The sequence below is a fragment of the Sporosarcina sp. ZBG7A genome (assembly GCF_000813425.1).
In the GTDB taxonomy this organism is placed as follows: Bacteria; Bacillota; Bacilli; order Bacillales_A; family Planococcaceae; genus Sporosarcina.
Window position 1 is genome coordinate 1 of sequence record NZ_JWIB01000031.1, and the last position, 26,133, is coordinate 26,133.

Sequence of the window (26,133 nt, forward strand, 5' to 3'; positions counted from 1 at the left end):
ACAAATATTATAGAACCAATTTTAATAAACGAGGAAAACAACTGGTTTTTATATGCAAATACCAAAACGTTTTTAAAAAACTTATATAGAGAAATGAACTCTCACACTGATCTTTATTTATTCACACAGAGTATTAATGACTGTTTGGGGGAAATGTAGAGGAGGTAGTAAGCGAATTGATTGAAACCATAATTGGATATGTGATTGCTTTGTTTATATTTCAACCTATAAATGTTTTTATACATGAAAACGGGCATGCGTTTTTTGTAAAAATATTTGGGGGGAATGTATTCAAAATAGAGATAGGAATAGGAGAACCTCTCTTTAATATTGGAATTATACAAGTAAACAAGCAATTTTTCATGTTTGGTATATGCAGATGTGAATATAACCCTACGGATCCATCGTCACTAAATGAAAAAGTAAAATTTTCTCTTATAGCCTTAGGTGGAATAATTTTCAACTTGATGACTATTTTAATTTTACTTGCAGTTAAGATGAACACAACACATAACCATTTTCTTGATGGTTATTTCTTCGGTTTTACTGGGTTCTTAATCGTATCAGCACTAATCCCTTTAACATATTCTACTGGATTTAAAAGTGATGGGTTGATGCTTCTTAATATATGGCGAAAGAAAACTGACAAAGTGTACTAACAAATATAAAATGGCCATTTGCAAAAAAAATTTTAGGACAATTATAAAAAAATGTATTTTAGTGAATTTCTTCAATTTAAATTACTGATTAAACTGGTGCGATTCTGAAATAGGAATCTTCGCCTCTTTAGTAAAAAGACTTGTTTCCAAAACAAGGGATTCTAGGATCTAATAGATTAATTGGGAACAGAAATTAATGGAGGTTCTAAAATGACATTACCTATTTTTATAGGATTGGCAATTATCATTTTTTCCGTTATTTTACACTTAACTGAAGGGAATAAGAAAAATAGAATAATAATTGGAGTTATTATGTTGTTATCGGTTTTGACTTATCCGTTAACCCTTACTTTGTTGTTCGAAACTAAAATTATACATGATTTAGAAGGGACCGGTTCTTTAATCGTTTTTCACCTGCTCATATTGTTAGAGGGAGTTATCACAATTATTGTAGGGATTTTCACTAAAAAGAAACTATATAAAAGTAATGAGCCATTGAACAATATAAATAGTGAGGAGAAGTAAATGAAAAACACTGAAAAGTTAAATCCCACTGAGGCAGCTATAAATTTTATAAATAATAATTATCCTTACTGCCAAGGGGCATTACTAGCAGGAAGTGTTGTCAGGGGGCAAGAAACAGCTACCTCGGACCTTGATATTGTTATTTTTGATGATAGTATTCAAACGTCTTTTAGAGAATCGCTGATTGACTATGGATGGGCAATTGAAGTGTTCGTACATAATTTAACTTCCTATAGAAAGTTTTTCGAAATGGATTATAAAATTGCAAAGCCTTCTATGCAAAGAATGGTATTTGAAGGAATCGTATTGAAAGATGAAGGAATTATAGCTTCCATAAAAGAAGAGGCAAAAGAGATATTAGATAAAGGACCTGAAAAATGGTCAGAGGAAATGATTAGGACGAAGCGTTATTTTATAACAGATGTCTTAGATGATTTCATTGGTTGCAAAAATCGAGCTGAAGAAATATTTATAGCAAATACCTTAGCAGATCAAATTCAAGAATTCGTTTTAAGAACTAATGGATGTTGGGTAGGTTCTTCTAAGTGGATAATTCGTTCATTGAAGCAATACGATGAAAAATTCACCGAGAAGTTTGTTCAATCCTTTGATGAGTATTATAAAACGGGAGAGAAGAGGAAAGTAGTTTGTCTGTGTACAATGGTTCTTGAACCATTCGGTGGACGATTATTTGAAGGTTTTTCTTTAGGTAAAAAATGATGATTACAGCCAAAGGGCACCATTGCAGAAATAGCAGTGCTACGCCCCTTTTTGTACAATAGGTTGAATTCTCAACAACTCAGACGGGGATTGCAGTTCTGATTGGAGGAGCTCTCATGAATTATATTTTTAGTGAACTGTCACAAAAAGAAGCTGAAAATATTGCTTCAAATTGGCACTATGAAGATAACTATTCTTTTTATGATATTGCGGCCGATGAGGAGGATTTGGCTGAATTTTTGAACCCGCAAGAGCGTGGGGATAAATACTTTTCAGTTAAAATAAACAACGAACAAATTGGGTTCTTTTGTTTTGTATATGAAAATGATTGCGTTGATATTGGGTTGGGCATGAAACCTGAATTAACTGGAAAGGGATTGGGCATGGATTTTCTTAAAGCTGGTCTAAGTTATGCAATTTCAAAGTATAACCCAGAAAACATAATGCTTTCGGTTGCCACTTTTAATGAGAGAGCCATAAAGTTATACAAAAAGGTAGGTTTTGAATCTACAGGTAGCTTCATGCAAGACACAAATGGTAGTCGATATGAGTTTTTGAGGATGAAGTATGAGTGTGTAAAGTAAACAGCTATAAGGTGTTAAAAGTTTCTCCTTTAATGGGCTCATTCACAGTAATTTTAATGACTTATATTACCTTCACGGGAGGAGAATGAGAATGGTGAGCTGCATATTCTGTGAAATCATCCATAAAAAAGTGGAAGCCTATATCATTTATGAAAATGAACACGTGTGTTGCTTCTTAGATAAATTCCCAATAAATAAAGGTCATATTTTAATAGTTCCTAAAACACATTGTCCAGAATTCCGTGATGTTGATGAAAAGAGTTTGAACGAAGTCATTAATTTGGCTAAAAAGATGGCGATCTTACTAGAAAACCTTTCCCCTACAGATGGCATCACTATTTTACAAGAAAACGGAATATTCAAAGATGTGGAGCACTATCATATGCATGTAATCCCGAGATATAAAGACGATGGCTTTTATTTGGTGGAACCCGAAAATGCAGTGAAGCTTGAAGACTTTATGGAGCTGAAGATAAAAATGAAAGCATATCTTCATAAAGAAGTGATTTAAACTGGTCAACTTTATTCTTAAACTGAATATCCGACAGGAAATGGATTGATAACAAGGAGAGAATCTAATGTTACAAGCACTGATTTTTGATATGGATGGTACTCTATTTCAAACGGACAAAATTCTAGAATTATCACTTGAGGATACGTTTAATCACTTACGGCGTCAAAATAGATGGAATTCAATAACCCCTATCGATAAATACCGCGAAATTATGGGAGTCCCTTTACCAAAAGTATGGGAAACTTTGTTACCTAATCATTCCCTCGCAGAGAGAGAACAGACGGATTTTTATTTTCTAGAGAGATTAATTGAAAACATAAGAAGTGGGAAAGGTGCTTTATATCCTAATGTGAGAGAAGTTTTCAGTTTTTTAAAAGAGAATAATTGTTCAATTTACATAGCGAGTAACGGTTTAACTGAATATTTAAATGCAATTGTGAGTTATTATAAATTGGATGTTTGGGTTACTGAAACATTTAGTATTCAACAAATACAGACGTTGGATAAAGGAGATTTAGTTAAAGCAATTATAACAAAATATGATGTTCAGAAAGCCGCGGTAGTAGGGGACCGCTTATCCGATATTCGTGCTGCTAAAGATAACGGATTAATAGCAATCGGATGTAATTTTGATTTTGCAAAAGAAGATGAACTTGCTATGGCCGATTTGGTAATCGATGATTTAGTTGAGCTGAAAACGATAGTACCTGGTTATTAAATAAGTCTTGTTATTCTAAGCTCGACTTTATGATGGTTAGAATGTCAGATAAAGAACTCGAAGAAATACTGGTCAATTTAAACGAGCTGTTTATGATGATTGGAAAATCCCAGACACAAATTTTCATTAATAAATATCTATAAATTCTTTCTATCTAACGTCTAGGAGGTCGCTATATGGAAGTCACTAGGAAGAGTGATTTTAAATTTCTAGACTTTCTTTTTGTGAATGAATCTGAGATACACAACTATCAAAGATTGGCCGGTTCTTATGCCGTAATAAAGTGTGATGATCAGTATCTTCTATGTTATAACACGTGGAGAAAACAATGGGAATTACCTGCCGGCCAGAGGGAAGATGATGAAACCTCTAAGCAGTGTGCAGCAAGAGAACTTTACGAAGAAACTGGTCAGCTTGTAGAGGAGTTAGAATTTAAAGGCTTACTCAAAGTGAAAAACATGCTGAATGGCGAAATTAAGTATAATCCCGTTTATTTCTCTACTGTCGAAAGACTTTTGCCTTTTCAAACGAATTGCGAGACGTCTGAAATTAGGCTTTGGAACTTAATAGAACCGCTGATTTATGTTGATGAAGTGGACTTGAATATTTTTGACTACATTGACTGATTGAATTCTAGAGAGCTCATAGATCGGAAACAACAGCACTAATTGTTTTTCTTATTCGAGTCGTAAGCTACAAAAATCCAAATGAATTAGGTGATTGAAATTAACCAAACTATAGAAAAGGTAAAAGACCTTAAAGAATTGTCTCTATTTTTAGCGGATCTAAATAAACAACCTGAATCACACATCGGGTATTGTGGGGAAGGTGAGGGGGAGATTCGTGAAGCTCTTCAAGAAGACTTTGTCACTGAAAATGGAGACATTAATTTTTACTTGTTGAGAGGAAATACTGGAGAAATTATTGCAGCTATTGGGTTGGATACCGAGGAAACCAGTGCTGAGGTTTGGGGGCCGTTCAACAGATCCGCTTCGATTCCAATGCAACTTCAATTATGGAAAGGGCTAATAAAAGCTCATCCTGAAGTTCGCGAATTTCAATTCTTTATCAATGTGGAAAATTCCATGCAACAAGCATTTATGGAGCAGATAAAAGCAAAAGAGCAAGGTGAGCATCTGATTCTAGAAGTCAGAAAAGAGAATTTTAATGAAGTATTGGAAATGAGAAGTAGACCATTTTTGCAGAATGATTTTATTGAATTCGAGAAATTACATAACGAATTGTTTCCTGGTACTTACTATGATGCAGCCACAATTGTCGGAAGAATCAACAAGTCAAATGTTCTAAAAATCCTAAGCGGAGATTCAAATGAACTTAAAGGTTATGCCTACTTTGAAGTTTGCCCAGAAACAGGCGAGGCTTCATTGGAGTATATTGGAATTTCTAATAGCTATCAAAATCAGGGGCTAGGTACTCTATTATTGAAGGAAACATTAACTGAACTGTTTGCATACCCTCAAATTGAAACGATTAAATTAACAGTAGAAGATACTAATGATCAAGCGAATACCGTTTACAAAAGAGCTGGATTTGAACAAAAGCATAAGATGATTAGTTATCGTTTTAAGCGATAGAGCTGACACCTCTATATAAGTGTGGAGATTTTTCTTTTAAATAGTAGAGGTGGGGGATCTATGCAAAAAACAACCATTATCACCATTGTGCTTTCTACTGTATTCTATTCCGTTTTCTTATTGCTCTATTTATTTGATTTGATTGAAGCATCCGGATTTTTATTCATCTTGTTTCTCAGTATTCTTTTGGTGGGCATTCTTTTTTTGATTTCCCGTAAAAAACACGTTATGAAGAGAATTTTTGGAACAGCTCTCTTGCTTCTAAGTTTGTTGTTTGCTTATGAGTTCTCACTTCTTTTCTACTTAACGGCACCTTCCTACATCTCGTCTAATAATATACCTCCCACTGAGTCAGTGGCGGGTTCTCAAATCTATTCCATCGGCGTAGGTGAAATTGAGTTTGAGGAAGAGGAAGAAATGAATAAAGAGTCTATTTATAAATTACTGACTGAGCAAGGTGTTGATGTACTGTCAATAACTGAAATCGACAACCAAGTAATTTACGGAGTTAAAACGAGGCAGCTACTGACCTGGCTACATCTCAGAAAAGAACACACTCCAAAAGAGATGGTGGAAACCGTACGGGACTACTTAGGAACGGAAGAAGAATGGCTGACTCAGTGGGATAATTCAACGAATGGTGGAGATTCCGCAGGTCTCAGTTTAGCTCTGTCCGGCTTATATAAAAATGGTAATCTAGAAAACAAGGTGCCTGTTGCCGTTACAGGGGGCATCACTAAGGCTGGAAAAGTGACCAAAGTGGGATCTATCCAGGAAAAACTACAAATAATCGAAAAGGCAGGAATCTCCTTTGCCCTGATGCCCGATAAGAATAAAAGAGAAGCACAAGCCCTTCAAAAGGAACTTAAGTCAAAGGTTTCTATAATCTATGTGTCCAATGTAAAAGAAGCACGACTTAAAATTGAACAACTAAATATGGAACAGAAAAATGCTCACTAATTTACGATTTCACTCCTTCTGGCTTGTCCGTTATGGATACTAACTTCTTTATTGTTAGTGTTTGAGTTGTGTAACTCATCTATCTAAGGACTTTGATTCCTTCTAGATATTGTGCAACCACGTATTGGAAATACAATTTCCCAACTCTTGAAAGGGAGGTACAGACATATGAATACGAAATTATTCATCTTACTAATAGTTGTGCTAGGAATTAATACGTTGAGATATGGCTCTTACCTTTTCGAAGGATCCACCAGCATCTATTATATAGTACTCTTCGTTATTAATTTACTCTGTCTAATAATCGTTGTATTCTCTAAAACTAAAAGTGGAAAAGTAAATAATTGATTGTGCGATTGACTTCTTTAACTGAAAGGGAGGATACTATGCTCATTTACTGGCTAATAGGGGTAGCTCTTGTGTTTTTCATCATTACATACGGTGTGCGCTATGGAATTGACACATCGAAACAAGTGAAAGCGATAAAAATGGAGCTTAGAGAAATCAAAAAACAATTAAAAGAAATGAACAAAGATACAAAATAGCAGCCCTTCATGACTGACCTTAAGCTAATATTGGTTACCTCCAAAGAAATGCGCCACTTAAATTGCCTGGCCAGTGGGGAGTACCCCAGTTTGGATGGAGCGAATTCTGAATCTTTTGAACCAGCCAGAAAGCTTGTTTACGTGTTTAAAGAATCTTGTGATACTTATTTTATTAATCATATAGAGTAATTTTCATGTAAAGAAATGTACTTTGTGTAATTGTTTGTTTCGTTTGTCAAGAAAGAGTGCAATTGCTTTCGTAATGTTCCATCATCAGACTAGATTATCTATCAAAGGAGAGAAGTATGAAAGGGAAAATCACAGTACTATCATTGGTATTTTTAATCGTGCTATTTCTTGTATTTCGTTTTACTATCTATAATCCTGTTCTTGAAAGCACTACCCAAAACATTGGTGTGGTTAAAAAAGACAAAAATACTAGTGAACAATGGATAGTACTTTCTAATGACAAGCAAATTTATATTGAGGATTTTAGTATATGGGCTCTAATACAAGTCGATCAAAATTACACTATGAGTTATGATTTATCTAAAAAAACAAGGAGATATAATTTAAAAACAATCGTTCCTGGAGATCATAATGGTCAATTTTAGATGGGATTGTTAAATGTTGTTGTAAAATGTCACCCTGAAAAATAGGCATTGGATTATAAGGCGTAGTTGTTGCATAGGGTTTGTGCTTGAATTTGGCCATTGACCAGAACTATAACTAAATCTTTCTGGAAGAAGGGAAGGGTGGATGATTCTTATGAAATTCATATCTTTTACTGCTATGTCGAGCAATAGTCTAGATCGTAAAGTTAACGACTTTCTTGAATCTCATTCCGGAATCGAGGTAATTGATATTAAATTTACTGCCAGCTTTGGAAGTGTCTATATAGCAATTTTATAACGCTAATAGGACCAAGAATATTCATCTCTAATCAGGCACTGTTGCTGTAGAAGTGCTGTGCCTGTTTGGTGTCAGTTAAGTCCTCTTACGCTTCATTAAGACAATAGCCAATATGGAGAATAAAATAGCTATGCCTGTTAAATAGAGCACACTGAACGTGGGTGAAGTAAGGGAGCCGTTTATTTCATAAAACACACCCATATCCTTCAAGAATTCCTGCTTGGCTGACGCCGGTGCCTGTGCAAATGTTTCTTGCATTGGCTGCTCCATCAAAATTTGGCGGAATAACGCCGCTGAGTGCGAGGTAGGGAATAATTTAATTATGGTTTGCAAATATGCTGGCAGATTTCCAATTGGAATATAAATACCTGCCAGAAAACCAAGCAGTGTTCCGATGACGGTACTGGCAGCAGCAAAAGCCTTGACGGTTTTGAAAAAAGAAACGAGCAGCAAAATCATAGAACTGCTTGAAATTACGGATAAACTGATCACCCCAACAACTTTAAACACTTGGAGAAAGGTTAGCATTTCGTCACCCGAGAAAAAGAAAATTGCATTTGCAGTCAGAAGGACGAGCAGACACATGATGAAACCGACGAAGATCGAACTCACGACATAGCCGCCTAAAAGGGCTGATCTTTTAATCGGAGAAGCATAGAAGTCCAGTTCGGCCCCAGTGGAACGATCTTCTACCAATGTCCCAAGCGCGCCCAACGTCGTAGTGACTGAAGTAACAGCTAAAATCCCAGCAAAGATCCATGATAGAAGGAGCCATTTTTTAGCGGGGAAATCAGGAAGGCTGTCTGAGATTAAATTCCCTAGAAATGTTCCGTATAGGACGACCAGGATGATGACAGCAAGCAGAGAAAAGAATAGGGTACTTTTATCGCGGAAATACAGAAGTATATTACGCTTCGTAACAGTCATCATGATGCATGTCATCCTTTCCGTTATGGATTTGGATGAACACATCATCCAGACTGGATTTTTGTACTTCAAATGAATCGATCAGTTCTTCGTATTTCGCCAATAATACAATGGCATCGGTTGTTTTCTTGAGGTGGATCAGGACGGTGGAGTGTTCTTCGGTGAAGACTAGCTTATCTGTCTGTAATTGACTGCGTAATTGTGCGGGATTTTTTGCTATGATCATTAAACGGTCGGCAGAATATTGGGACTTTAGATGATGCGGCGTACCCTTGGCAATAATTTCTCCTTCTTTCATGACGACCACAAAATTTGAATTGGCCGCTTCTTCAATATAGTGTGTCGTTAAAAAGACCGTCATATTGGTCTCACGCTGCAATTGCAGAATGGTATTCCAAATCTGTTTACGATTTTGCGGATCAAGACCTGTCGTAGGTTCATCTAACAGTAAGATCTTAGGTTGATGCAGCAAGGCTCTGGCAATATCCACTCTTCGTTTCTGTCCTCCGGATAATTTACCATAGCGTCTCTTCATGATGGAAGATATATCGACAGTGGTAGCGACGCGATCGATTGCCGCTAGCCTTTCCTCCTTCGTCATCTTATACAACCGTGCTCGGTAATCTAAATTTTCCTTTACCGTCAGCAGAGGATCCAATATGCTTTGCTGAAATACGACACCTATTTCTTTACGGATTGCTTCGTCTTCTCTTCCGACCGTTAAGCCGCTTACCTTCACGTCTCCTTCATCTTGTTTTAGAAGAGTCAGGAGAATGGAGATTGTTGTAGACTTGCCGGCTCCATTTGTACCGAGAAATGAAAACAGACTCCCTTCCTCCACATAGAAGCTGACATCTTTCACTGCCTCCACAGCACCGAACGACTTGCATAAGTGATGTACCTCAATAATTTTAGACATTTGCCCCCCTCCGTTTCTGCTGCGCAATCGCTTGATTGATTGCTTTTTCAGCTATCTTGTTATTCAAATAGACCATCAGGATGACAAATGTGTATGCACATATCCCACATAGAGCGACCGTTCCAATATAAAAGACGTGGAAAGGGTACACGTCAAAAAATGCACCTGCAAGGATCAGCACCACAAGAACACAGATCAGTTCAATTAAATGAACAAGCAGTGGCTGGTCAACAGGCAGTTTATGAGATAGAAATATCAGCAAGGTAATAAGACAGGATATGATAAACAAGTAGATCGTGATTTTCTCTGTCAGTGGCGGAAAGATGCTGAGCACCCTAAACAGATAATAGAAAATAGAGCTGAAAGTAAACGCGAAACAAGCTGCACCTATATAGATAATTGAGCGATTCATACATGACACCTCATCCTAAAAAATGTTTTCGAAATGATTTTACATAATGCCGATTCACGATGACTTTTTCACCGTTCGATAAATACGCCTCGAATCGACCGTTCATCAGAGCTTTTACACTCTCAATCTTGGACATATTCACAATGTAATTTTTGCTGATTCTCATAAACCTCGTCTCTTTCAGCTGCTCTTCGAACTCGTATAGTTTCTTGTCGCTTTCATAGACATCCTCATCGGTATAAAGGAAAGCAGTGTCATTCACGGATTCAATGTACAACAGATGATCGGATACTAATGGATACGTAATGCCATCCTTTTTCCCATGAATGGAAAACATCATTTGATTAATCTGATGAATCAAAGGAGACAAATTTTCATCTACTTCAGGGCAATTAATGATAATTTCAATGTCTGTAAAATCTTTGGATTCATTTATTTTCAGTCGAATCGGACTCACCTCGAAGTTCTAATCTTTGATGAATCGTACCATTTCACCAGATGGAGAACAATACAATTTCGGTGTGTTGCATGTAACGCAGGGTGACTTGCATATGAGCATTAAAGTAATCCTGGCAAACCAAAAAAGACCGCTAATTCAATTTGAATTAGCGGCCTTTCTTCATTCTAGATTCATTTTAAAATGTCAGGCTTTTTAAGTCGTCGCGCGTTTCTTTTCCGAACTATCTACCACGACTGCACCTACGATGTCTCCAACAACGTTTGAAGCAGATCCACCCATTCCGATAATCGCATCTACACCTGCGATGAGGGCAACGATTTCAAGTGGCAGGTCGAACATCGTCAATACGGCCGCTAGCGTCACTAGCCCTGCGGCAGGAACGCCTGAGGTTCCGATAGAAAGCAATGTCCCCACAATTACAATCAGGAAAAAGCTAGATACAGAAAGGTCGAGATTCGTAATGTTTGCTGCGAATACAATCGACACACCCATGCGGAGCGCACCACCATCTGAGTTGAACACCGCTCCAAGAGGGAGCGCAAAGTTTGCTGTCCGCTCAGACACACCAGCTTTTTGTGCTGCTTTGATGGCAATCGGTAAGGACGCGATACTGCTCGATGTGAAGAAGGCGGTTGTATAGGCTTCTTTCGTTGACTTGAAGAAATTCATGACGGAATTTCCAGACAAACGTATGAATCCTGTGTAAACGAAGACCCATAGAAGAATAATACCGAGGTAAAATACTGCTGTAAACGTGAGCAAAGACTTAAAGGTTTCCCATCCTTGGCTACCGAACGCAGTTGCGCTGATTGCAAAGACACCGATTGGTGCATACAGCAAGACGCCGGTAAGGAGTTTTGAAAACATTTCTTTCAGTGCAATAATCACCTTGTCCAACAGTTGACCGTGTTTTTGCATCTCTTTATCCATTGAAAACTTCATTGCTGAGATGGCAAGTCCAATAATGACTGCCATGAAAATAATACCCATTACATTACCGCCTGAAAATGCTTCAAACATATTGGCAGGTACCATTTGCAATAAGACATCTGAGAAATTCGGTGACGCTGGTGTTTCCACTTTCATATCTGGAAGTGTCAAATACTGACCTGGTTGGAACAAAAGGGCGAGTCCTACACCAATTCCCACTGCTGCGGCTGTAGTAGCCATATAATAGAGGACAAGTTTCCAGCCCATTCGTCCGAGCTGTTTCATACTCATCTGATCGACAGCGAGTACAACGGTCAAAAAAACCACCGGAATTGCAACGAGACTAAGTAAATTTATTAATAGTGTGCCAAGTGGTTGGAAGATGGTCATTTTTTGTCCGAATATAAGACCACTTGCAATTCCTGCAAGAAATCCGATGGACATTTTAAGTACAAATGAACTATCACGATAACCACGCCATATTTTCGATAACATCCGTTTTCTCCTATTCATATATATTGATTGCGCTAGCGAAGTGTACATTAAGTTGGAAGTTTTGGTCAATATCTATGCTTAGGTTTTTGTCGAATATTGAAAACACCGCTTCCTTAAGAGGAAACGGAATTTCGAGCAGGTAATCGTTTTTTGATTGCAAACATTGTCACTACTGTTACTACTAACACGAGCTGACCTGCAATCGTTTCCCATGTCGGATAGAATCCGATCGCAGAAACGACAGGAAGTCCATCCACAATAGAAGTAGGGAAGACATCTGTCAATTGGAGCGTATGGATGCTCACGCCTATAATTTTGAAGGCGAGTGCATAGATGAAAACCGTCGCTACCGCAAACAACCGATGAATTGGAATACGGCTTCCGGCTTTCAGTAGCACGACAGCAACAGCAACCAAAATGATTAATGCTACCGCAATGCCGAGTAGAAACTCGGACAATTTCATGTTCGGCGTAATTCCTACATAGAACACGACGGTTTCTGCACCTTCACGGAACACTGTCAAGAAACTGAGCAACCCAATCGCCCAAGCGCTTTTAGTGGAAACGGCTGTCCCCATTTGACGCGCGATGTAGTCATTCCATGCGGTTACAGATGATTTGCGGTGAAGCCATGCGCCCATTCCAATCATCATGGCAGCTGCAGCGAGTCCAATTACACCTTCCATGATTTCACGGCTGCTTCCAATCGTCACGGAGTTAAGAATGGTTGTCATCAGGACGGCTGCAACAATACTTGCGACAATTCCTACGGCCGATCCTGTATAGATCCATTTAGCAAGCTGAGGTTGTCCGGCTTTCTTCAGGAATGCAACCAGGCCGATAATAATAAGCAGAGCCTCTAATCCTTCACGCAGTAAAATAAGTGCTGAATCCCAAAATGTATACGATGTGCTTTCTTTAACGAGTTCGATCTGCTGTTGCAGACTGGCGATGTCACCCGATATTTTTTTAATATCTGCTTTTTCATTCGTAAGTTTTCCTGCCAGCAACGGTACTTGACTTTCAATTTTTGTGTAAAGTGCCGCATCTTTTGTACGGATTTGACCTTCCACGTTTGGCCAACTTGTGATGAATTCACGAAGTTTCGAAACCGCTGTATCTGCATCATCTTTAGCGAGTGCCGCTCGGCTGTCTGCTAAAAGGGAAGCCAGCGTGTCTAGTGAATCATCCGTAACAGGAGCGGTTCCTTGAGCCGTTTCACCTGCTGCAAATGATGTAATCGCCTGTTCGAGCGCCGTGTATGTCTGCTCGAGATCTGTCTGACTTGGTGCATCTTCTGCAAGTGCAATGCGCAAGAACGCCATTTGGGTTTCAATCGTTCCGTACGCCGCGATACTTTGTTCGCGGACTGGACGTTCGTTACGTGTCCAAGTAGCTAGAAATTTCTTTTCGGAAGCTCGAATTGCTTCAGTATCTCCTGAATGAATGGCGTCTCCGAGCTCTTCAAGATCAGGCGTAACTACCTTTTCAAACGCGAGACGTTCCGCTTGTTCATCCACTGGATTTTCAGCTTTCTCCAATGCATGTAATGCTTTTGACAGTGCTGTTAACGCTTCTAGACGCTGTGCAGATCCTTTTGCCTGCTCTGCTTCTCTCAGCGCACTTTCGACTTGTTTACTTTCTTTTGCAGGGTGGTCTTGTTGTTCCCATGTAGCTTTGAATTCTTCCAGCGCAGTCTCAGCAGCCTGCTTATCGTCTTGCTTGGACGCCATAATGGCATCGCCAATTGCGATATACAAGTCACTATAAGAAGGTGCCTCCGCGTGGACCAGTGATGCAGGTAAAAGAGACAAAAGCAGGACTGCGATGAGCAGTGCCTGCTTACAAAATTTTGAATAGCGATTCACCGATATAGCTTCCTTTCTGGACACCAGGGAAGCAGGCAAATAAGGCACTGCCACGGTGTGTGATGTATTCATTCAATTTATCAACACGGCCGAAACTTTTTTGAATGGCGATAAATTGCTCCGGATCTTTTTGATAGGAGATGAACAGCAAACCGGCATCATATGCACCTGTTGCATCCATTGTCCCTGAAGAGTAAGAGAAAGAACGTCGATGGATTTGGGCTTTCGCTTCTTTTGCTAGTCGCACATGTGAATCGACAGGAATGATAGGTGCTCCTGATGCACCTTTCTGCTCAAGCGGCACTTCATCGTGTTCGCCTTTTAGCCCAATAGGAGCACCTGTTTCGCGGTGACGACCGAATGTCGCTTCTTGCTCGCCGAGTGCTGTCCGATCCCACGTTTCTAAGTGCATCTGAATACGGCGGACTGCCATATAACTGCCTCCAGCTAGCCAACCTTGAGATTCACCAGGCTGTACCCAAACGACTTCATTCATCGCTTGTTTACTCGCAGCATCAGGTCCTGCTGTGCCGTCTTTAAAGGCAAACAAGTTCCTTGGTGTTTCGCGTTTCTTGTTTTTTTTAGGGAATGAGTTGAACCCGGCTTGTGACCATTTCAAACGTACTTTCCCCGAAGCGGCGCGAATCAGGTTACGCACTGCATGAAACGCAACTTGGGGATCTTCTGCACATGCCTGAATGCATATATCGCCCCCTGTATAAGCGGGATCGAGCTGATCTTTTGGGAAGTGGGGGAGATCTTTGAGTTCTGCCGGACGTTTCGATGAAAGTCCTAGCTCTTTTTTATCGAACAGGGAAGGCCCGACGCCGAAGGTCAACGTGAGACCGGATGCATCGAGTCCACCTGCTTCGCCTGTATCCTTCGCTGGAATGAAACCGTTAGAAGAGAGTTCACCAATGGGTTCGCCGTTCATTAAACGAACGGCCATCGGCGTCCACTGCTGGAACAACTCTTTTAGTTCTGTCTGAGAGTTGACGAGGACTTCGAGTGACGCAAAATAGACGTGAGTTTGCACGGCCGTAATGATGCCAGGTTGATGCGCACCGTAAAAGTTCACTTTGTTTTTGGTCGTCGGATTGTCATCCTCTGTCGTCATCCCAAACACATTGAGAAGACCCCCGAGTCCAGATACACCTATTGCTGCACCAGCAGCTCCTGCGCCCGTTAGTTTCAACATTTGACGTCGCGAGATTTTCTTCTCAAACAACTTTTCTTCTGCCATTAGATTCTCACTCCATTACGATGCCCATCATGCTCAATGGTTCACCGAGTTGATTGACCGCATCTGCTAATTGTTTTGTATCTTCTTTTGTTAACTCTTCGTAGGAAATATAACCGCCGTTTCCATCTTCGTGTTTTGCAAGAAGTCCATTCAATGTTGAGAATTTATTCGTTAAGTCTGTCGCAAGTTGCGCATCCTTTTGTTTGATGACCGCTTCGAAAATATGGAAGATTTCTTCTGCACCTTCAACATTTGCTTTGAAATCGTATAGATCGGTGTGAGAAAAGATTTCTTCTTCACCCGTAATTTTTGATGTCGAGACTTCGTTTAACAAGTCAACTGCTCCTGTAATCATTAGGTCCGCACCGACTTCAACCGTTTCGACACGTGCACGCAGTTCTTTTGCATCTTTCAACAACTGATCCGCAATGTCTTCGTAGCCCTCTGTTGTATTGTCCACCCATAGACCGTATTCGATCTTATGGTAACCAGACCATTGTTCTTCACCTTGACCTTCGTCTTCCAAGTCAGCAAGACGTGCGTCAATACGAGGATCGAGGTCCCCGAAACTTTCTGCAATCGGCTCGGAACGTTCAAAGTACATACGGGCAAGGGGATAGATTGCTTTTGCGTCTTCAAGTCTACCTTCTTTTACCGCACTAACAAATTTGTCTGTTTCCACAACAAACTGGTCCATTTGCTCCAAAGCAAATTGTTTATATGCGTCCGTTTCTTGTTGAAGATCCGTTGTAGCTACAGCTTCTGCTGATTCTTTCTCAGTTGTTGCTTTATCGGAACCGCATCCAGAGAGGATGAGACCTGTTGCGAGTAATGAAGCGAGCAAGGCATGTGATTTCATAAGATAGTTTCCTACTTCCCGTCTTTTTCTCAATGATAATCATTATCAGCATGTTGAGTCAACTGTTTTTTGTATGAAGGGTTGGCAATTCCATGTCATTTTACCATTGATCAAAAATAAATTATGACGGGTTACGGTGTGGAATCTCAATGTCTCACTGAAATTGTAAGATAATGGCTGTTGTATAAAGAGTTTATCCGTCATACAATAAGGGAACAGATGTTCTTAGGAGGAGTCATACATGAACCAACTGCCTGAACGTAAAATTATTTGCATTGACATGCGTAGCTTTTACGCGAGTTGTGCAGCCGCCATTGAAGGACTGGATGTAATGGAAACGCCAATCGCGATTATTGGGAACAAAGAGCGAAAAGGAGGCGTTGTGTTGGCAGCATCCCCTCCGCTCAAAAAACGTTTTGGCATTAAGACAGGGATGCGTCTTTTTGAAATCCCGGATGATCCCTCCATACAACTAATTGAACCCAAGATGGAGTTTTATATAAAGGTTTCGATGGAGATCACTCATTTGTTGAACCAATATGTCCCAAAAGAAGCCATTCACGTGTATAGCATAGATGAAAGTTTTGTTGACTTAGATGGAACGGAGAAACTTTGGGGACCCGCAAGAGAAACCGTTGCACGCATTCAGGATGATTTACTTCGCCAATTCCAACTGCAATCCGCATGTGGGATGGGGCCAAACATGCTGTTGTCTAAACTTGCACTGGATTTGGAAGCGAAGAAAACTGGGTTTGCTCACTGGGGCTACGAGGATGTGCCAACGAAATTATGGCCTATCGCACCGCTTAGTGAAATGTGGGGGATTGGAAGAAGAACTGAACACACGTTAAATGAAATGGGTATTTACTCCGTTGGTGATTTGGCGCACGCGTCCCTAGTCCAGCTGGAAGAGAAGTTCGGTGTTATGGGGAATCAGCTTTACCACCATGCACACGGGATTGATTTGTCTGATCTCGGGGCTCCTCTAATTGAGGGGCAAGTCAGCTACGGTAAAGGGCAAATTCTTTTCCGGGATTATTGTCGCCGTGAGGATGTGCTTGCCGTGGTGCTCGAAATGTGTGAAGACGTCGCAATGCGTGCTCGCACTGCAAGGCGTGCCGGCCGGACGGTTCACTTATCTGTTGGCTACTCTAAAAATGCGTTAGGTGGCGGGTTTAGCCGTTCCAAATCCCTTGTAGAAGAGACGAACGATACGATGAAAATTTACAAACTCTGTACAGAACTGTTCGATACATTTCACGATGGACGCCCCGTCCGCCAACTGTCGCTAAGTTTGTCCAATCTAGTTGAGGAGCATTCGATGCAACTAAGCTTGTTTGACCAGCATAAATGGAAGAAACGAAAGCTTGGTGAGACGGTGGATGAACTCCGCAGTAAATACGGATCAGCTGCCGTTTTACGTGCTGTATCGTATACCGATGCAGGGACAGCACGCCATCGAGCGGGGCTGATTGGTGGACATGTGAAATGACGGAAGGAGACAATACGATGTTACGAGATCGCGGAAAGATTAAATGGACGGCGCTGATGCTACCGGAACACGTCGAGCGATTGCGCGCATGGCAAGCAGAAGATGCAGTCCAGGTGCGGAGCGAACCTGACGAACAGCAACTGGAGGAGTGGAATTACATCATCGCTGCCGCCATGGAAACTCATCGAGCCATCACCATCACGCATTGGCAAACCGGTAAACCCGCGTCCAATGACTTTTACGTTCATTGTCTAGAACCAGAAAGAAAGCAGTTACGCGTTGTGACGATTGATGGGGTGGCACGCATTCTTTCGCTTCTCGATATTGAAACTATTTCTGAAATCGGATAATTCGAAACAAATACTATCCGATTGGTGTAAGAATCTGCTAAACTATTCAAAGTCCTATTATAGATTGGCAGGGGAATCCATTGAACGTACTCACTCAGCTTGGCTGGTTTTTTAAACAGCGTAAAAAGCATTATGCAATTGGAATTGCAGCACTTGTACTCGTTTCTATTTTGCAGCTACTGCCGCCAAAAATCATCGGGTATATCGTCGATGACATTACGAAAGGAACGTTAACTGCCAACCAGATGATGAAATGGTTGGTTATCCTTGCGATTGCAGGGGTCGCAATGTATGTGTTCCGCTATCTTTGGCGGGTCATGATTTTCGGTTCGTCGATTGTACTTGCACGGACAATCCGCAAGCAATTATTCGATCATTTTTTAAAGATGTCCCCGGCTTTTTATCAAAAACGTCGAGTAGGCAACTTAATGGCGCACGCCACCAATGACGTGAGTGCGGTTCAGCAAACTGCAGGCATGGGCGTGTTAACCCTATTCGATTCGATTTTAACAGGTGGATTCGTCATCTTGACGATGGCATTGACGATTAACTGGAAATTGACGCTTATTGCCCTTATTCCGATTCCACTCATGATTGTGTTAACAAGTTTTTATGGCAAATTGCTGCGTCGTCATTTCCGGACTGCTCAAGAAGCATTCTCCAGCATGAACGATAAGACACAAGAGAGCATCTCCGGTGTGAAAGTTATTAAAACGTTTGGACAGCAAAAAGAGGACATCGAAGATTTCAGACAATTATCGGATGAAGTCGTGGAGAAAAACATGCGGGTTGCCCGTGTAGACGCTTTATTCGACCCGACAATTGGTGCGATTTTTGCAGTTTCTTCTATTATTTCGTTTATATTCGGTGCTCGTTTTATCCTCGCTGGCGAAATGAGTGTAGGGGATATGGTCGCATTTAGCACGTATCTGGGATTGTTGACATGGCCAATGCTTGCATTTGGATTTCTGTTCAATATTGTGGAACGAGGCAATGCTTCGTATACACGAATCCGGGAATTGCTGTCTGTCGATCCTGAAGTGGTCGATGTGAAAGGTGCAATTGATGAACGACCAAGAGGGGATCTTTCTGTCGACATTGAAGCCTTTACGTTCCCCGGAGATCCGAAACCCGCACTTTCAGATGTCCACTTCACGTTGAGGCAAGGTGAAACACTCGGAATCGTAGGGAAAACTGGTTCCGGAAAAACAGCTATTTTGAAACTGTTGCTACGAGAGTTTGACGACTATGATGGTGTCATTTCATACGGAGGACATTCCATCCATCAATATAAACAACAACGGCTCCGTGAATCCATTGGCTATGTCCCACAAGATCATTTCCTATTTTCAACAACATTGGCGGAAAATATCGCCTTTACGAATCCGACGGTTCCGACAGAAGAAATTCATAATGCCGCGCGACTTGCACATATCCATGATGACATAGAAGGGTTCGCAGAGGGGTATCGAACGATTGTAGGGGAGCGCGGAGTGTCGTTATCCGGGGGACAAAAACAACGAATCTCGATTGCCCGTGCCTTACTCATGCAACCGGAGTTACTTATTTTAGACGATTCTCTTTCGGCAGTGGATGCAAAGACAGAAGAAGCCATTCTTCGTTCACTGAAAGAAACGCGTAGTGGGGAAACGACAATCATTACATCACATCGGTTGAGCGCTATTCAACATGCGCACCAAATAATTGTCATGGATAAAGGTACAATTGCAGAGTCCGGTACCCATGCAGAATTAATGGAGTTGGACGGAAAATACAAAGAAATGTACGACTTACAACAACTCGAAGCGTCTGTAGAACAAGGGGGTGAGGCATAATGGCAGAAGTGAAACAAACAAAATTGTCAGCTCGTGGACAATGGGAAGTATTCGTCCGGCTTCTCCAATACTTGAAACCTCACAAAATGTCGATTGCGTTTGCGCTGCTACTCCTTGCACTCACGATTACAGGCAGTATCGTGAGTCCGCTCCTGATTCAATCATTCATCGATAATCATCTCGTACCCTTGAATTTCGAGCGAGCGAGTGTCATCCGATTACTCGTTACGTATGTCGCAATTCAGGTGACGGTTGTTGTGATTTCCTATTTCCAGTCACTTCGCTTTCAAAGAATTGCGCTTAAGATTATCCAGCAAATACGAATCGATGCGTTCACTAAAGTACAAGGACTCGGAATGCGTTATTTCGATAAAACACCGGCGGGTGCAATTGTTTCGCGTGTGACGAACGATACGGAAGCGATCAAGGAAATGTTCGTGAGCGTTGTCGTCACATTCTTGCAGGCGATTTTCGGAGTCATTGGCGTCTACATTGCGCTGTTTTCACTAGATGCGAAACTGGCGCTGTATTCTATGGTCTTGTTACCCTTATTCATTGCTCTAATATCAGTCTATCGTCACTACAGCGCTGATTTTTATCAAGATATCCGAGAACGGCTTAGTCAATTGAATGGCAAGATATCCGAGTCACTCTCAGGAATGGGTATGATCCAAGCATTCCGCCAAGAAAAGCGGCTAGCGGATGAATTCGAATCGATCAACGATGGACACTATCGGGCTGGCATCCGGAACATCAAGTTCGACAGTATTCTACTAGGACCGTTCATTGACTTGCTATATGCTGCAGCGGTCGTCTGTACGCTTGCATACTTCGGTTTCACGTCACTTTCAACGGCAGTCGACGTAGGGGTAATTTATGCATTTACGACCTTGCTTAGCCGCCTGTTCCAACCCGTACAGCAAGTGATGAACCGGATGTCTATTTTCCAGCAGGCGCTCGTTTCTGCATCGCGCGTTTTCACACTCATTGACGAACCGGACATGGAACCTGTTCAACAAGTGAAAAAGGACACAAAGATTACAGAAGGAACTATTAGCTTTGCAGGCATCACATTTAGCTATGATGGCAAAACGGATGTATTAAAAGACATTTCGTTTACCGCCAATGCTGGAGAGACTGTTGCACTCGTCGGACATACAGGCAGTGGGAAAAGTTCAATCATCAACTTACTTATGCGCTTTTATGAGTACGAGCACGGTTCTATTACCATTGACGGACGTTCCTTAAAGTCCTATCCAATGGAGGAATTGCGTAACAAAGTCGGCCTCGTCCTTCAAGATCCGTTCATGTTTTATGGCGATGTTGAAAGTAATATTCGCCTGCATAACGAATCGATGACATCCGAAGAAGTCCGGGCGGCATCAGAGTTTGTACAAGCGAATAAATTCATTGAACAATTAGAAGGGAACTATGCGCACAAAGTGATGGAGCGCGGAGCCACATTGTCGAGTGGACAGCGACAGCTCATTGCATTTGCACGCACGATGGCAGTGGATCCGAAAATCCTTGTGCTGGATGAAGCGACCGCCAATATCGATACCGAAACGGAAATCGCAATCCAAGCTAGCCTGCAAAAGATGCGGAAAGGGCGGACGACGATTGCCATTGCACACCGTCTTAGTACGATTCAAGATGCAGAGCTGATTTTAGTATTGCATAAGGGAGAGATTGCTGAACGAGGAACCCATCAGCAACTTCTCAGCATGAAGGGGCTCTATTATAAGATGTATCAGCTACAAAATGGTCAGCCTGCCTAATATCCTAACTCAAGAGACAATTCCTTGAGCAGCTTCAACGAAAAATTAAAGCGATTAGATACAGGGAGTACCTTCCGTCTTTTGGGATGTCTTAGTCGGCAACCAGTAACAAGACTCAAGGTACTTCCTTTTGTTAGGTTTTCAGTACCCTTGTATTTAAGAATGAAATTAACGTTATTAGAATTCGAACCTATTTGAAAGAAACCCGAAAAATATAGTAGAAAGAAAGTGTTATTACCCATTTAGCTGTTTCATCGTAAACCATGATCTATAAAAATCTATTAGAGGCTACTTCCTTGACCGATTATCACTTGAGTAGTAAATTGATGATATAGGAGGTTCCTATTACATGAAAAAAAATACTCGTGGTTCACTTATTTGGTTAAGGTTGGTGCGATTCACACATCAAAGCAATTTACTATCAAATGAATTTTTGAAGCAGTTTGATTTAACAACTGCTCAGTTTGATGTGATGATTCAAATCTCAACATATGGACCTTTAACACAAAGAGAACTTGCAGAAAAAGTAACGGTAACGCAAGGTGGAATTTCCCGCATGCTAGCACGTCTTGAAAAAGAACAATTAATCCATCGTAAACAGGAATGGAAGACGAAAACCATTTCTTTAACATCCAAAGGACAGGAGAAACTAGACCGTGCATTTGAGGCACAACTGGCATTTCAATCTTCGTTCTTTGAGGACTGCTTAACAGAGAAAGAACAAAAAACACTACTCGATCTTATTTCTCGAGTGCAAAAAAACGGGGAACAAAAAATTCAAAGGAACGAATGAATTTTTTGTTCTATCACTTGACTAGTTAACTGAAAGGGGAAGAAAGAGAATGTATACCATTCCAGGACATCACCATTTGTCGATGATTACAAAAAGTGCTACACAAAACAATTTGTTTTTCAGTAAAATCTTAGGACTTCGTCGGGTTAAAATGACCGTCAATCAAGATGATCCATCCATGTATCACTTGTTTTATGGGGACAAGACAGGTAGCCCAGGAACTGAATTATCTTTTTTTGAAATGCCGTTTGCCGGTCGCACTTACCGGGGGACAAATGCGATTACACAAATCGGATTGCTCGTCTCCTCTGAAGAAAGTTTAATTTATTGGAAACAGCGATTTGAAAAATATAATGTTTCCCATGGTGAAATAACGACGTATGCTCATCGTCCTGCTTTGCACTTTGAAGATTCGGAAGGATTGCGCATGGTTCTGCTTGCTTCAAACAATGAAAAGTTAGTGCACTGGAAAGCATGGGAAGAATCAGAAGTACCTATAGAACACCAGATTCAAGGAATGGGTTCAGTAGAAATAACAGTCCGTCGATTGGACAAACTCGCAAGTACCTTAACTGATGTTTTTGGCTATACAGAGGTGTCACGAACGGAAGATGTAGCCATCTTTCAATCAGTAAGTGGAGAAGTTTTTGGAGAAATTGTAGTGAAACTTTTAGATGGCCCTACTGAAAAACCAGGTCGAGGAAGTATTCATCATTTGGCCATTCGTGTAAAAGACGGAACTGAATTAGCCTTTTGGGAAGAAAAAGTACGTTCACGCGGATTCCATTCTTCAGGCATTATCGATCGTTTTTATTTTCAAAGCTTGTATTTCCGAGAGTCGAATGGAATTTTATTCGAAATTGCGACAGATGGTCCTGGATTTACAATCGATTCTGATATCGCAACGCTCGGTTTAAAATTGGATTTGCCTCCATTTTTAGAAAGTCAACGGGACGAAATTGAAGCAAATTTAAAACCATTGGAGGATAAATAAATGAAGAAATATAGAATAGATGCAACAAAAGGGATGGAATTCGGATTGTATTCATTGGGTGATCATATCCTCAATCCTTTGACAGGTAGCCGCATCTCAGCTCAGCAACGAATACAGGAACTTGTCGAGGTAAGTCAATTAGCTGAACAAGCCGGTATTGACGTGTTCGGTGTAGGGGAAAGTCATCAGAAGTATTTTGCATCACAGGCCCATACGGTAATTTTAGGAGCAATTGCGCAAGCTACTCAGAAAATAAAAATCACCAGTTCTGCTACTGTGCTGAGTGTCTTAGATCCTGTACGAGTATACGAAGATTTTTCTACAATTGATTTACTGTCTGACGGTCGTGCTGAAATTGTTGCAGGACGCGGTTCGCGAGTAGGTGCCTATCAATTATTAGGGGTTGACTTGCAAGATTACGAAGACATATTTGAAGAAAAGTTAGAGCTTCTTAAGCAGATTAATGAAGAGGAACGTATCACTTGGAAAGGAAATTACCGGGCACCTCTACAAAACGCAGAAATTCTTCCACAACCTAAAGACGGATCCCTTCCAATTTGGCGGGCTGTCGGAGGACCACCTGCAAGTGCCATTAAAGCAGGGCATATGGGGATTCCAATGATTCTCACTACATTAGGTGGCCCCGCAATGAATTTTAAACATTCTGTAGATGCATACAGACAGGCAGCAGAAAATAATGGATTTGATGCACAAAGCTTACCAATTGGAACAACAAGCTTATTCTATGTAGCAGATACGAACAACGAAGCCTTGCAAGGTATGTATCCACATCTTAATACCGGATTCCAGGCAATTCGAGGATCCGGTTATCCAAAACAACAATTTGCTCAGTCAACAGATTATCGTGATGCAATGATGGTTGGAAGTAAAGAACTAATTATCGAAAAGTTGCTATACCAACACGAACTTTACGGAATGCAACGATTTATGGCGCAAATTGACTTTGGCGGTGTACCATTCGATAAAATCATGAAAAATATCGAAATGATTGGAAATGACATTATCCCAGCAATTAAGAAACACACTCGAGAAAAAGGAGAATGACGTCATGAAAATAGTAATAATTTCCGGATCGATTGTAGGCACAAAAACAAAAACAGCCATGCTGAAAACTGAAGAAATTTTCCTACAGAAATACCCGGAACACGATGTACAACTATTGGATTTAGCTGACTACCAAATAGAATATAGTGATGGGCGCAACTATATTGATTACGAAGGAGACACTAAATACGTAACTGAAACAATCATGAATGCAGATGCACTGATTATTGGTACACCAGTATTTCAGGCGTCTATTCCCGCTACACTTAAAAATATTTTTGATTTACTTCCTATTCATGCATTCCGTGACAAGGTGGCTAGTATTGTCGTCACTGCAGGTACAGCAAAACATTATTTAATGGTTGAGCAACAATTGAAACCAATTTTGGCTTATATGAAAGCACAAATTGTGCCAACATATGTTTTTATTGAAGAACAAGATTTCTTACGTAAAGAAATTAGTAATGATGATATTATTTTTCGTTTAGATCGCCTTGCAGAAGATACGATATCAACCTTTGAAGCATTTGAAGCAATTCGAATAAAAAAAGATGAAGCCTATGGTTTTTAGTTTTTAATAAGGAGCATCCTGAGATGAAATACAGACAGCTTCAGTAAACCAAACGTTAGAACAAGTTATACGTTGGAAAATGGTATTAAGAACAACACATATTAATACCAAGTGATAAAAGAACTTGCGAACACACGAAAAATGCAATGCAAACCAGTCATTCGGTTTGCATTGCTTTTTTCGTATACATACTTGGCTTATATAGACACAGGGACTTGAGTGTCAAGATTGTCGATTTTCGAACCTTGGCTCATGTCAAAAATCAAACAAAATACCACCATAAATACCCTATGCTAACTCAATAATATAAAACGAGCGAAAGCCCATTTTGATTGATAATCCTTTCAAACTCGCTGCTAATCGCATAAAATTATCATTGTACGTACTCGACCCAAAGGTGGCATGTTTCTATTTTTGAATACAATTCAAATGTACATTAGCCCATGCATTTTTCACAAGACGTAATAAATAATTAGAAGAAGCCATGCAGCCTCCCTAGTCCAATATTTATCAAATGATTGCAGGAGTACTGTAAAAAGATAGGGGATGTGTGAACCGTGAAACAAAATAAATATGATAATCCAAGTTTCTTTTCTGCATATGAACAAATGCCAAGATCCGTTAAAGGTCTTGAAGCGGCTGGAGAGTGGCATATATTAAAAGCACTAATACCGAAACTAGAGGGTAAAAATGTACTCGATTTAGGTTGCGGTTTTGGTTGGCATTGCCGCTATGCACGTGAGCAACATGCAAGTTGTGTTACGGGTGTAGATATATCTGAAAAAATGATTCAAAGAGCCCGTGAAATGACAAATGATCCTTCAATCTCGTATATAAGAGGACCAATTGAAGACGTTGATTTTTCAAACTCTCAATTTGATGTAGTTATCAGTTCGCTAGCTTTTCACTACATTAAGTCGTTTAAGCCAATCTGTGAAAAAGTTTATGACTGCCTAAAGCCTGGCGGGACTTTTGTTTTCTCGGTTGAACATCCAATTTTTACTTCTCGAAGTGAACAAGATTGGCACCTTGATGAACTGGGAAACCGTGTACATTGGCCAGTAGATAACTACCAAATAGAAGGAGTACGTGATACAACCTTCTTAACCGAGAATGTTACAAAATACCATCGCATGATTTCAACTTATATGAATGACTTAACTGACACTGGCTTTATGATAAAGAAAGTAAACGAATCCGTTCCTTCCGATGAAATGTTAAAAAAGACTCCTGAAATGCAAGATGAGAACCGCAGACCTATGTTTTTATTACTATCAGTAGAGAAATAAAATGGAAGGTGGAATCAACCGTATCATTTCTCCATGATTGCCTCAAATTAAATCTAGCAATGAATTTCACCTACGTTTCTCGATTGGTTGAAGGCCATTACCTAATATGAATCGTTACTAT

General features: G+C 40.4%; 28 protein-coding genes. 20 read left to right on the forward strand and 8 right to left on the reverse strand.

Annotated features, from left to right (window positions below; translation table 11 throughout):
• Positions 1-176 precede the first annotated feature (176 nt).
• The 11 genes from RL70_RS11060 to RL70_RS11110 all read left to right on the forward strand — a co-directional run bounded on the left by RL70_RS11060 (position 177) and on the right by RL70_RS11110 (position 7,434).
• Positions 177-659, forward strand: coding sequence for a site-2 protease family protein (locus RL70_RS11060; protein ID WP_039043462.1), 483 nt, complete (start codon positions 177-179; stop codon positions 657-659).
• Between the two features lie 210 nt (positions 660-869).
• Complete coding sequence (locus RL70_RS11065) at positions 870-1,184, forward strand: hypothetical protein (RefSeq protein ID WP_039043463.1); 315 nt, start codon at positions 870-872, stop codon at positions 1,182-1,184.
• A complete protein-coding gene (locus tag RL70_RS11070) occupies positions 1,185-1,904 on the forward strand; it encodes a nucleotidyltransferase domain-containing protein (protein ID WP_039043464.1) in 720 nt (239 codons plus the stop codon).
• Between the two features lie 116 nt (positions 1,905-2,020).
• On the forward strand, positions 2,021-2,488 hold the full coding sequence (locus RL70_RS11075; RefSeq protein ID WP_039043465.1) for a GNAT family N-acetyltransferase: 468 nt from the start codon (positions 2,021-2,023) through the stop codon (positions 2,486-2,488).
• Between the two features lie 91 nt (positions 2,489-2,579).
• A complete protein-coding gene (locus tag RL70_RS11080) occupies positions 2,580-2,999 on the forward strand; it encodes an HIT family protein (RefSeq protein ID WP_039043466.1) in 420 nt (139 codons plus the stop codon).
• Positions 3,000-3,066: 67 nt separating this feature from the next.
• Positions 3,067-3,720, forward strand: coding sequence for an HAD family hydrolase (locus RL70_RS11085; protein WP_039043467.1), 654 nt, complete (start codon positions 3,067-3,069; stop codon positions 3,718-3,720).
• Positions 3,721-3,896: 176 nt separating this feature from the next.
• Positions 3,897-4,346: an NUDIX domain-containing protein gene (locus tag RL70_RS11090; RefSeq protein WP_039043468.1), complete on the forward strand. Its 450-nt coding sequence runs from the start codon at positions 3,897-3,899 to the stop codon at positions 4,344-4,346.
• 90 nt (positions 4,347-4,436) lie between these two features.
• Entirely contained in the window at positions 4,437-5,315 is an 879-nt protein-coding gene (locus RL70_RS11095) for a GNAT family N-acetyltransferase (protein ID WP_039043469.1), read from the forward strand.
• A 60-nt stretch (positions 5,316-5,375) separates the two neighbouring features.
• The gene (locus RL70_RS11100) at positions 5,376-6,275 is read left to right on the forward strand and encodes a S16 family serine protease (RefSeq protein ID WP_039043470.1); all 900 of its coding nucleotides are present in this window, start codon (positions 5,376-5,378) and stop codon (positions 6,273-6,275) included.
• A 386-nt stretch (positions 6,276-6,661) separates the two neighbouring features.
• Complete coding sequence (locus RL70_RS17895; RefSeq protein ID WP_156137966.1) at positions 6,662-6,820, forward strand: hypothetical protein; 159 nt, start codon at positions 6,662-6,664, stop codon at positions 6,818-6,820.
• 305 nt (positions 6,821-7,125) lie between these two features.
• Positions 7,126-7,434: a hypothetical protein gene (locus RL70_RS11110; protein WP_039043472.1), complete on the forward strand. Its 309-nt coding sequence runs from the start codon at positions 7,126-7,128 to the stop codon at positions 7,432-7,434.
• A gap of 373 nt (positions 7,435-7,807) precedes the next feature.
• On the opposite strand, the gene RL70_RS11115 is transcribed toward RL70_RS11110, so the two are convergent.
• From RL70_RS11115 to efeO, 8 genes are all read right to left on the reverse strand, one after another.
• Positions 7,808-8,662: an ABC transporter permease gene (locus tag RL70_RS11115; RefSeq protein ID WP_039043473.1), complete on the reverse strand. Its 855-nt coding sequence runs from the start codon at positions 8,660-8,662 to the stop codon at positions 7,808-7,810.
• On the reverse strand, positions 8,640-9,578 hold the full coding sequence (locus tag RL70_RS11120) for an ABC transporter ATP-binding protein (protein ID WP_039043474.1): 939 nt from the start codon (positions 9,576-9,578) through the stop codon (positions 8,640-8,642). Before RL70_RS11120 ends, RL70_RS11115 begins: the two co-directional genes overlap by 23 nt.
• Positions 9,571-9,990 (reverse strand): DUF3021 family protein, encoded by a 420-nt coding sequence (locus tag RL70_RS11125; protein WP_039043475.1) that lies wholly within the window; start codon positions 9,988-9,990, stop codon positions 9,571-9,573. The genes RL70_RS11120 and RL70_RS11125 overlap by 8 nt, the downstream gene beginning before the upstream one ends.
• Before the next feature lie 10 nt (positions 9,991-10,000).
• Positions 10,001-10,447, reverse strand: coding sequence for a LytTR family DNA-binding domain-containing protein (locus RL70_RS11130; RefSeq protein ID WP_082003396.1), 447 nt, complete (start codon positions 10,445-10,447; stop codon positions 10,001-10,003).
• Between the two features lie 195 nt (positions 10,448-10,642).
• A complete protein-coding gene (locus RL70_RS11135; RefSeq protein ID WP_052245925.1) occupies positions 10,643-11,875 on the reverse strand; it encodes a dicarboxylate/amino acid:cation symporter in 1,233 nt (410 codons plus the stop codon).
• Between the two features lie 113 nt (positions 11,876-11,988).
• Complete coding sequence (locus RL70_RS11140; protein WP_039043476.1) at positions 11,989-13,743, reverse strand: FTR1 family protein; 1,755 nt, start codon at positions 13,741-13,743, stop codon at positions 11,989-11,991.
• On the reverse strand, positions 13,718-14,986 hold the full coding sequence (gene efeB / locus RL70_RS11145; RefSeq protein WP_039043477.1) for an iron uptake transporter deferrochelatase/peroxidase subunit: 1,269 nt from the start codon (positions 14,984-14,986) through the stop codon (positions 13,718-13,720). Before efeB ends, RL70_RS11140 begins: the two co-directional genes overlap by 26 nt.
• A gap of 7 nt (positions 14,987-14,993) precedes the next feature.
• Positions 14,994-15,845, reverse strand: coding sequence for an iron uptake system protein EfeO (gene efeO, locus RL70_RS11150; RefSeq protein ID WP_039043478.1), 852 nt, complete (start codon positions 15,843-15,845; stop codon positions 14,994-14,996).
• Positions 15,846-16,086: 241 nt separating this feature from the next.
• Here efeO and RL70_RS11155 point away from each other — a divergent pair, with 241 nt between their 5' ends.
• The 9 genes from RL70_RS11155 (at position 16,087) to RL70_RS11195 (ending at position 26,012) form a co-directional block, all read left to right on the forward strand.
• Positions 16,087-17,337: a UV damage repair protein UvrX gene (locus tag RL70_RS11155; RefSeq protein ID WP_039043479.1), complete on the forward strand. Its 1,251-nt coding sequence runs from the start codon at positions 16,087-16,089 to the stop codon at positions 17,335-17,337.
• 56 nt (positions 17,338-17,393) lie between these two features.
• The gene (locus tag RL70_RS11160; RefSeq protein ID WP_231567265.1) at positions 17,394-17,687 is read left to right on the forward strand and encodes a YolD-like family protein; all 294 of its coding nucleotides are present in this window, start codon (positions 17,394-17,396) and stop codon (positions 17,685-17,687) included.
• Positions 17,688-17,767: 80 nt separating this feature from the next.
• Positions 17,768-19,522 carry an ABC transporter ATP-binding protein gene (locus RL70_RS11165; protein WP_039043480.1) on the forward strand — a complete coding sequence of 585 codons (1,755 nt, stop codon included), beginning with the start codon at positions 17,768-17,770 and terminating at the stop codon, positions 19,520-19,522.
• The gene (locus RL70_RS11170) at positions 19,522-21,300 is read left to right on the forward strand and encodes an ABC transporter ATP-binding protein (RefSeq protein ID WP_039043481.1); all 1,779 of its coding nucleotides are present in this window, start codon (positions 19,522-19,524) and stop codon (positions 21,298-21,300) included. The genes RL70_RS11165 and RL70_RS11170 overlap by 1 nt, the downstream gene beginning before the upstream one ends.
• Positions 21,301-21,649: 349 nt before the next feature.
• Complete coding sequence (locus RL70_RS11175) at positions 21,650-22,093, forward strand: MarR family winged helix-turn-helix transcriptional regulator (RefSeq protein WP_039043482.1); 444 nt, start codon at positions 21,650-21,652, stop codon at positions 22,091-22,093.
• A 49-nt stretch (positions 22,094-22,142) separates the two neighbouring features.
• Entirely contained in the window at positions 22,143-23,087 is a 945-nt protein-coding gene (locus tag RL70_RS11180) for a ring-cleaving dioxygenase (protein WP_039043483.1), read from the forward strand.
• The gene (locus tag RL70_RS11185; protein ID WP_039043484.1) at positions 23,088-24,152 is read left to right on the forward strand and encodes an LLM class flavin-dependent oxidoreductase; all 1,065 of its coding nucleotides are present in this window, start codon (positions 23,088-23,090) and stop codon (positions 24,150-24,152) included.
• A gap of 4 nt (positions 24,153-24,156) precedes the next feature.
• A complete protein-coding gene (locus RL70_RS11190; protein WP_039043485.1) occupies positions 24,157-24,723 on the forward strand; it encodes an NADPH-dependent FMN reductase in 567 nt (188 codons plus the stop codon).
• A 557-nt stretch (positions 24,724-25,280) separates the two neighbouring features.
• Complete coding sequence (locus tag RL70_RS11195) at positions 25,281-26,012, forward strand: bifunctional 2-polyprenyl-6-hydroxyphenol methylase/3-demethylubiquinol 3-O-methyltransferase UbiG (RefSeq protein ID WP_039043486.1); 732 nt, start codon at positions 25,281-25,283, stop codon at positions 26,010-26,012.
• Positions 26,013-26,133: the final 121 nt, after the last annotated feature.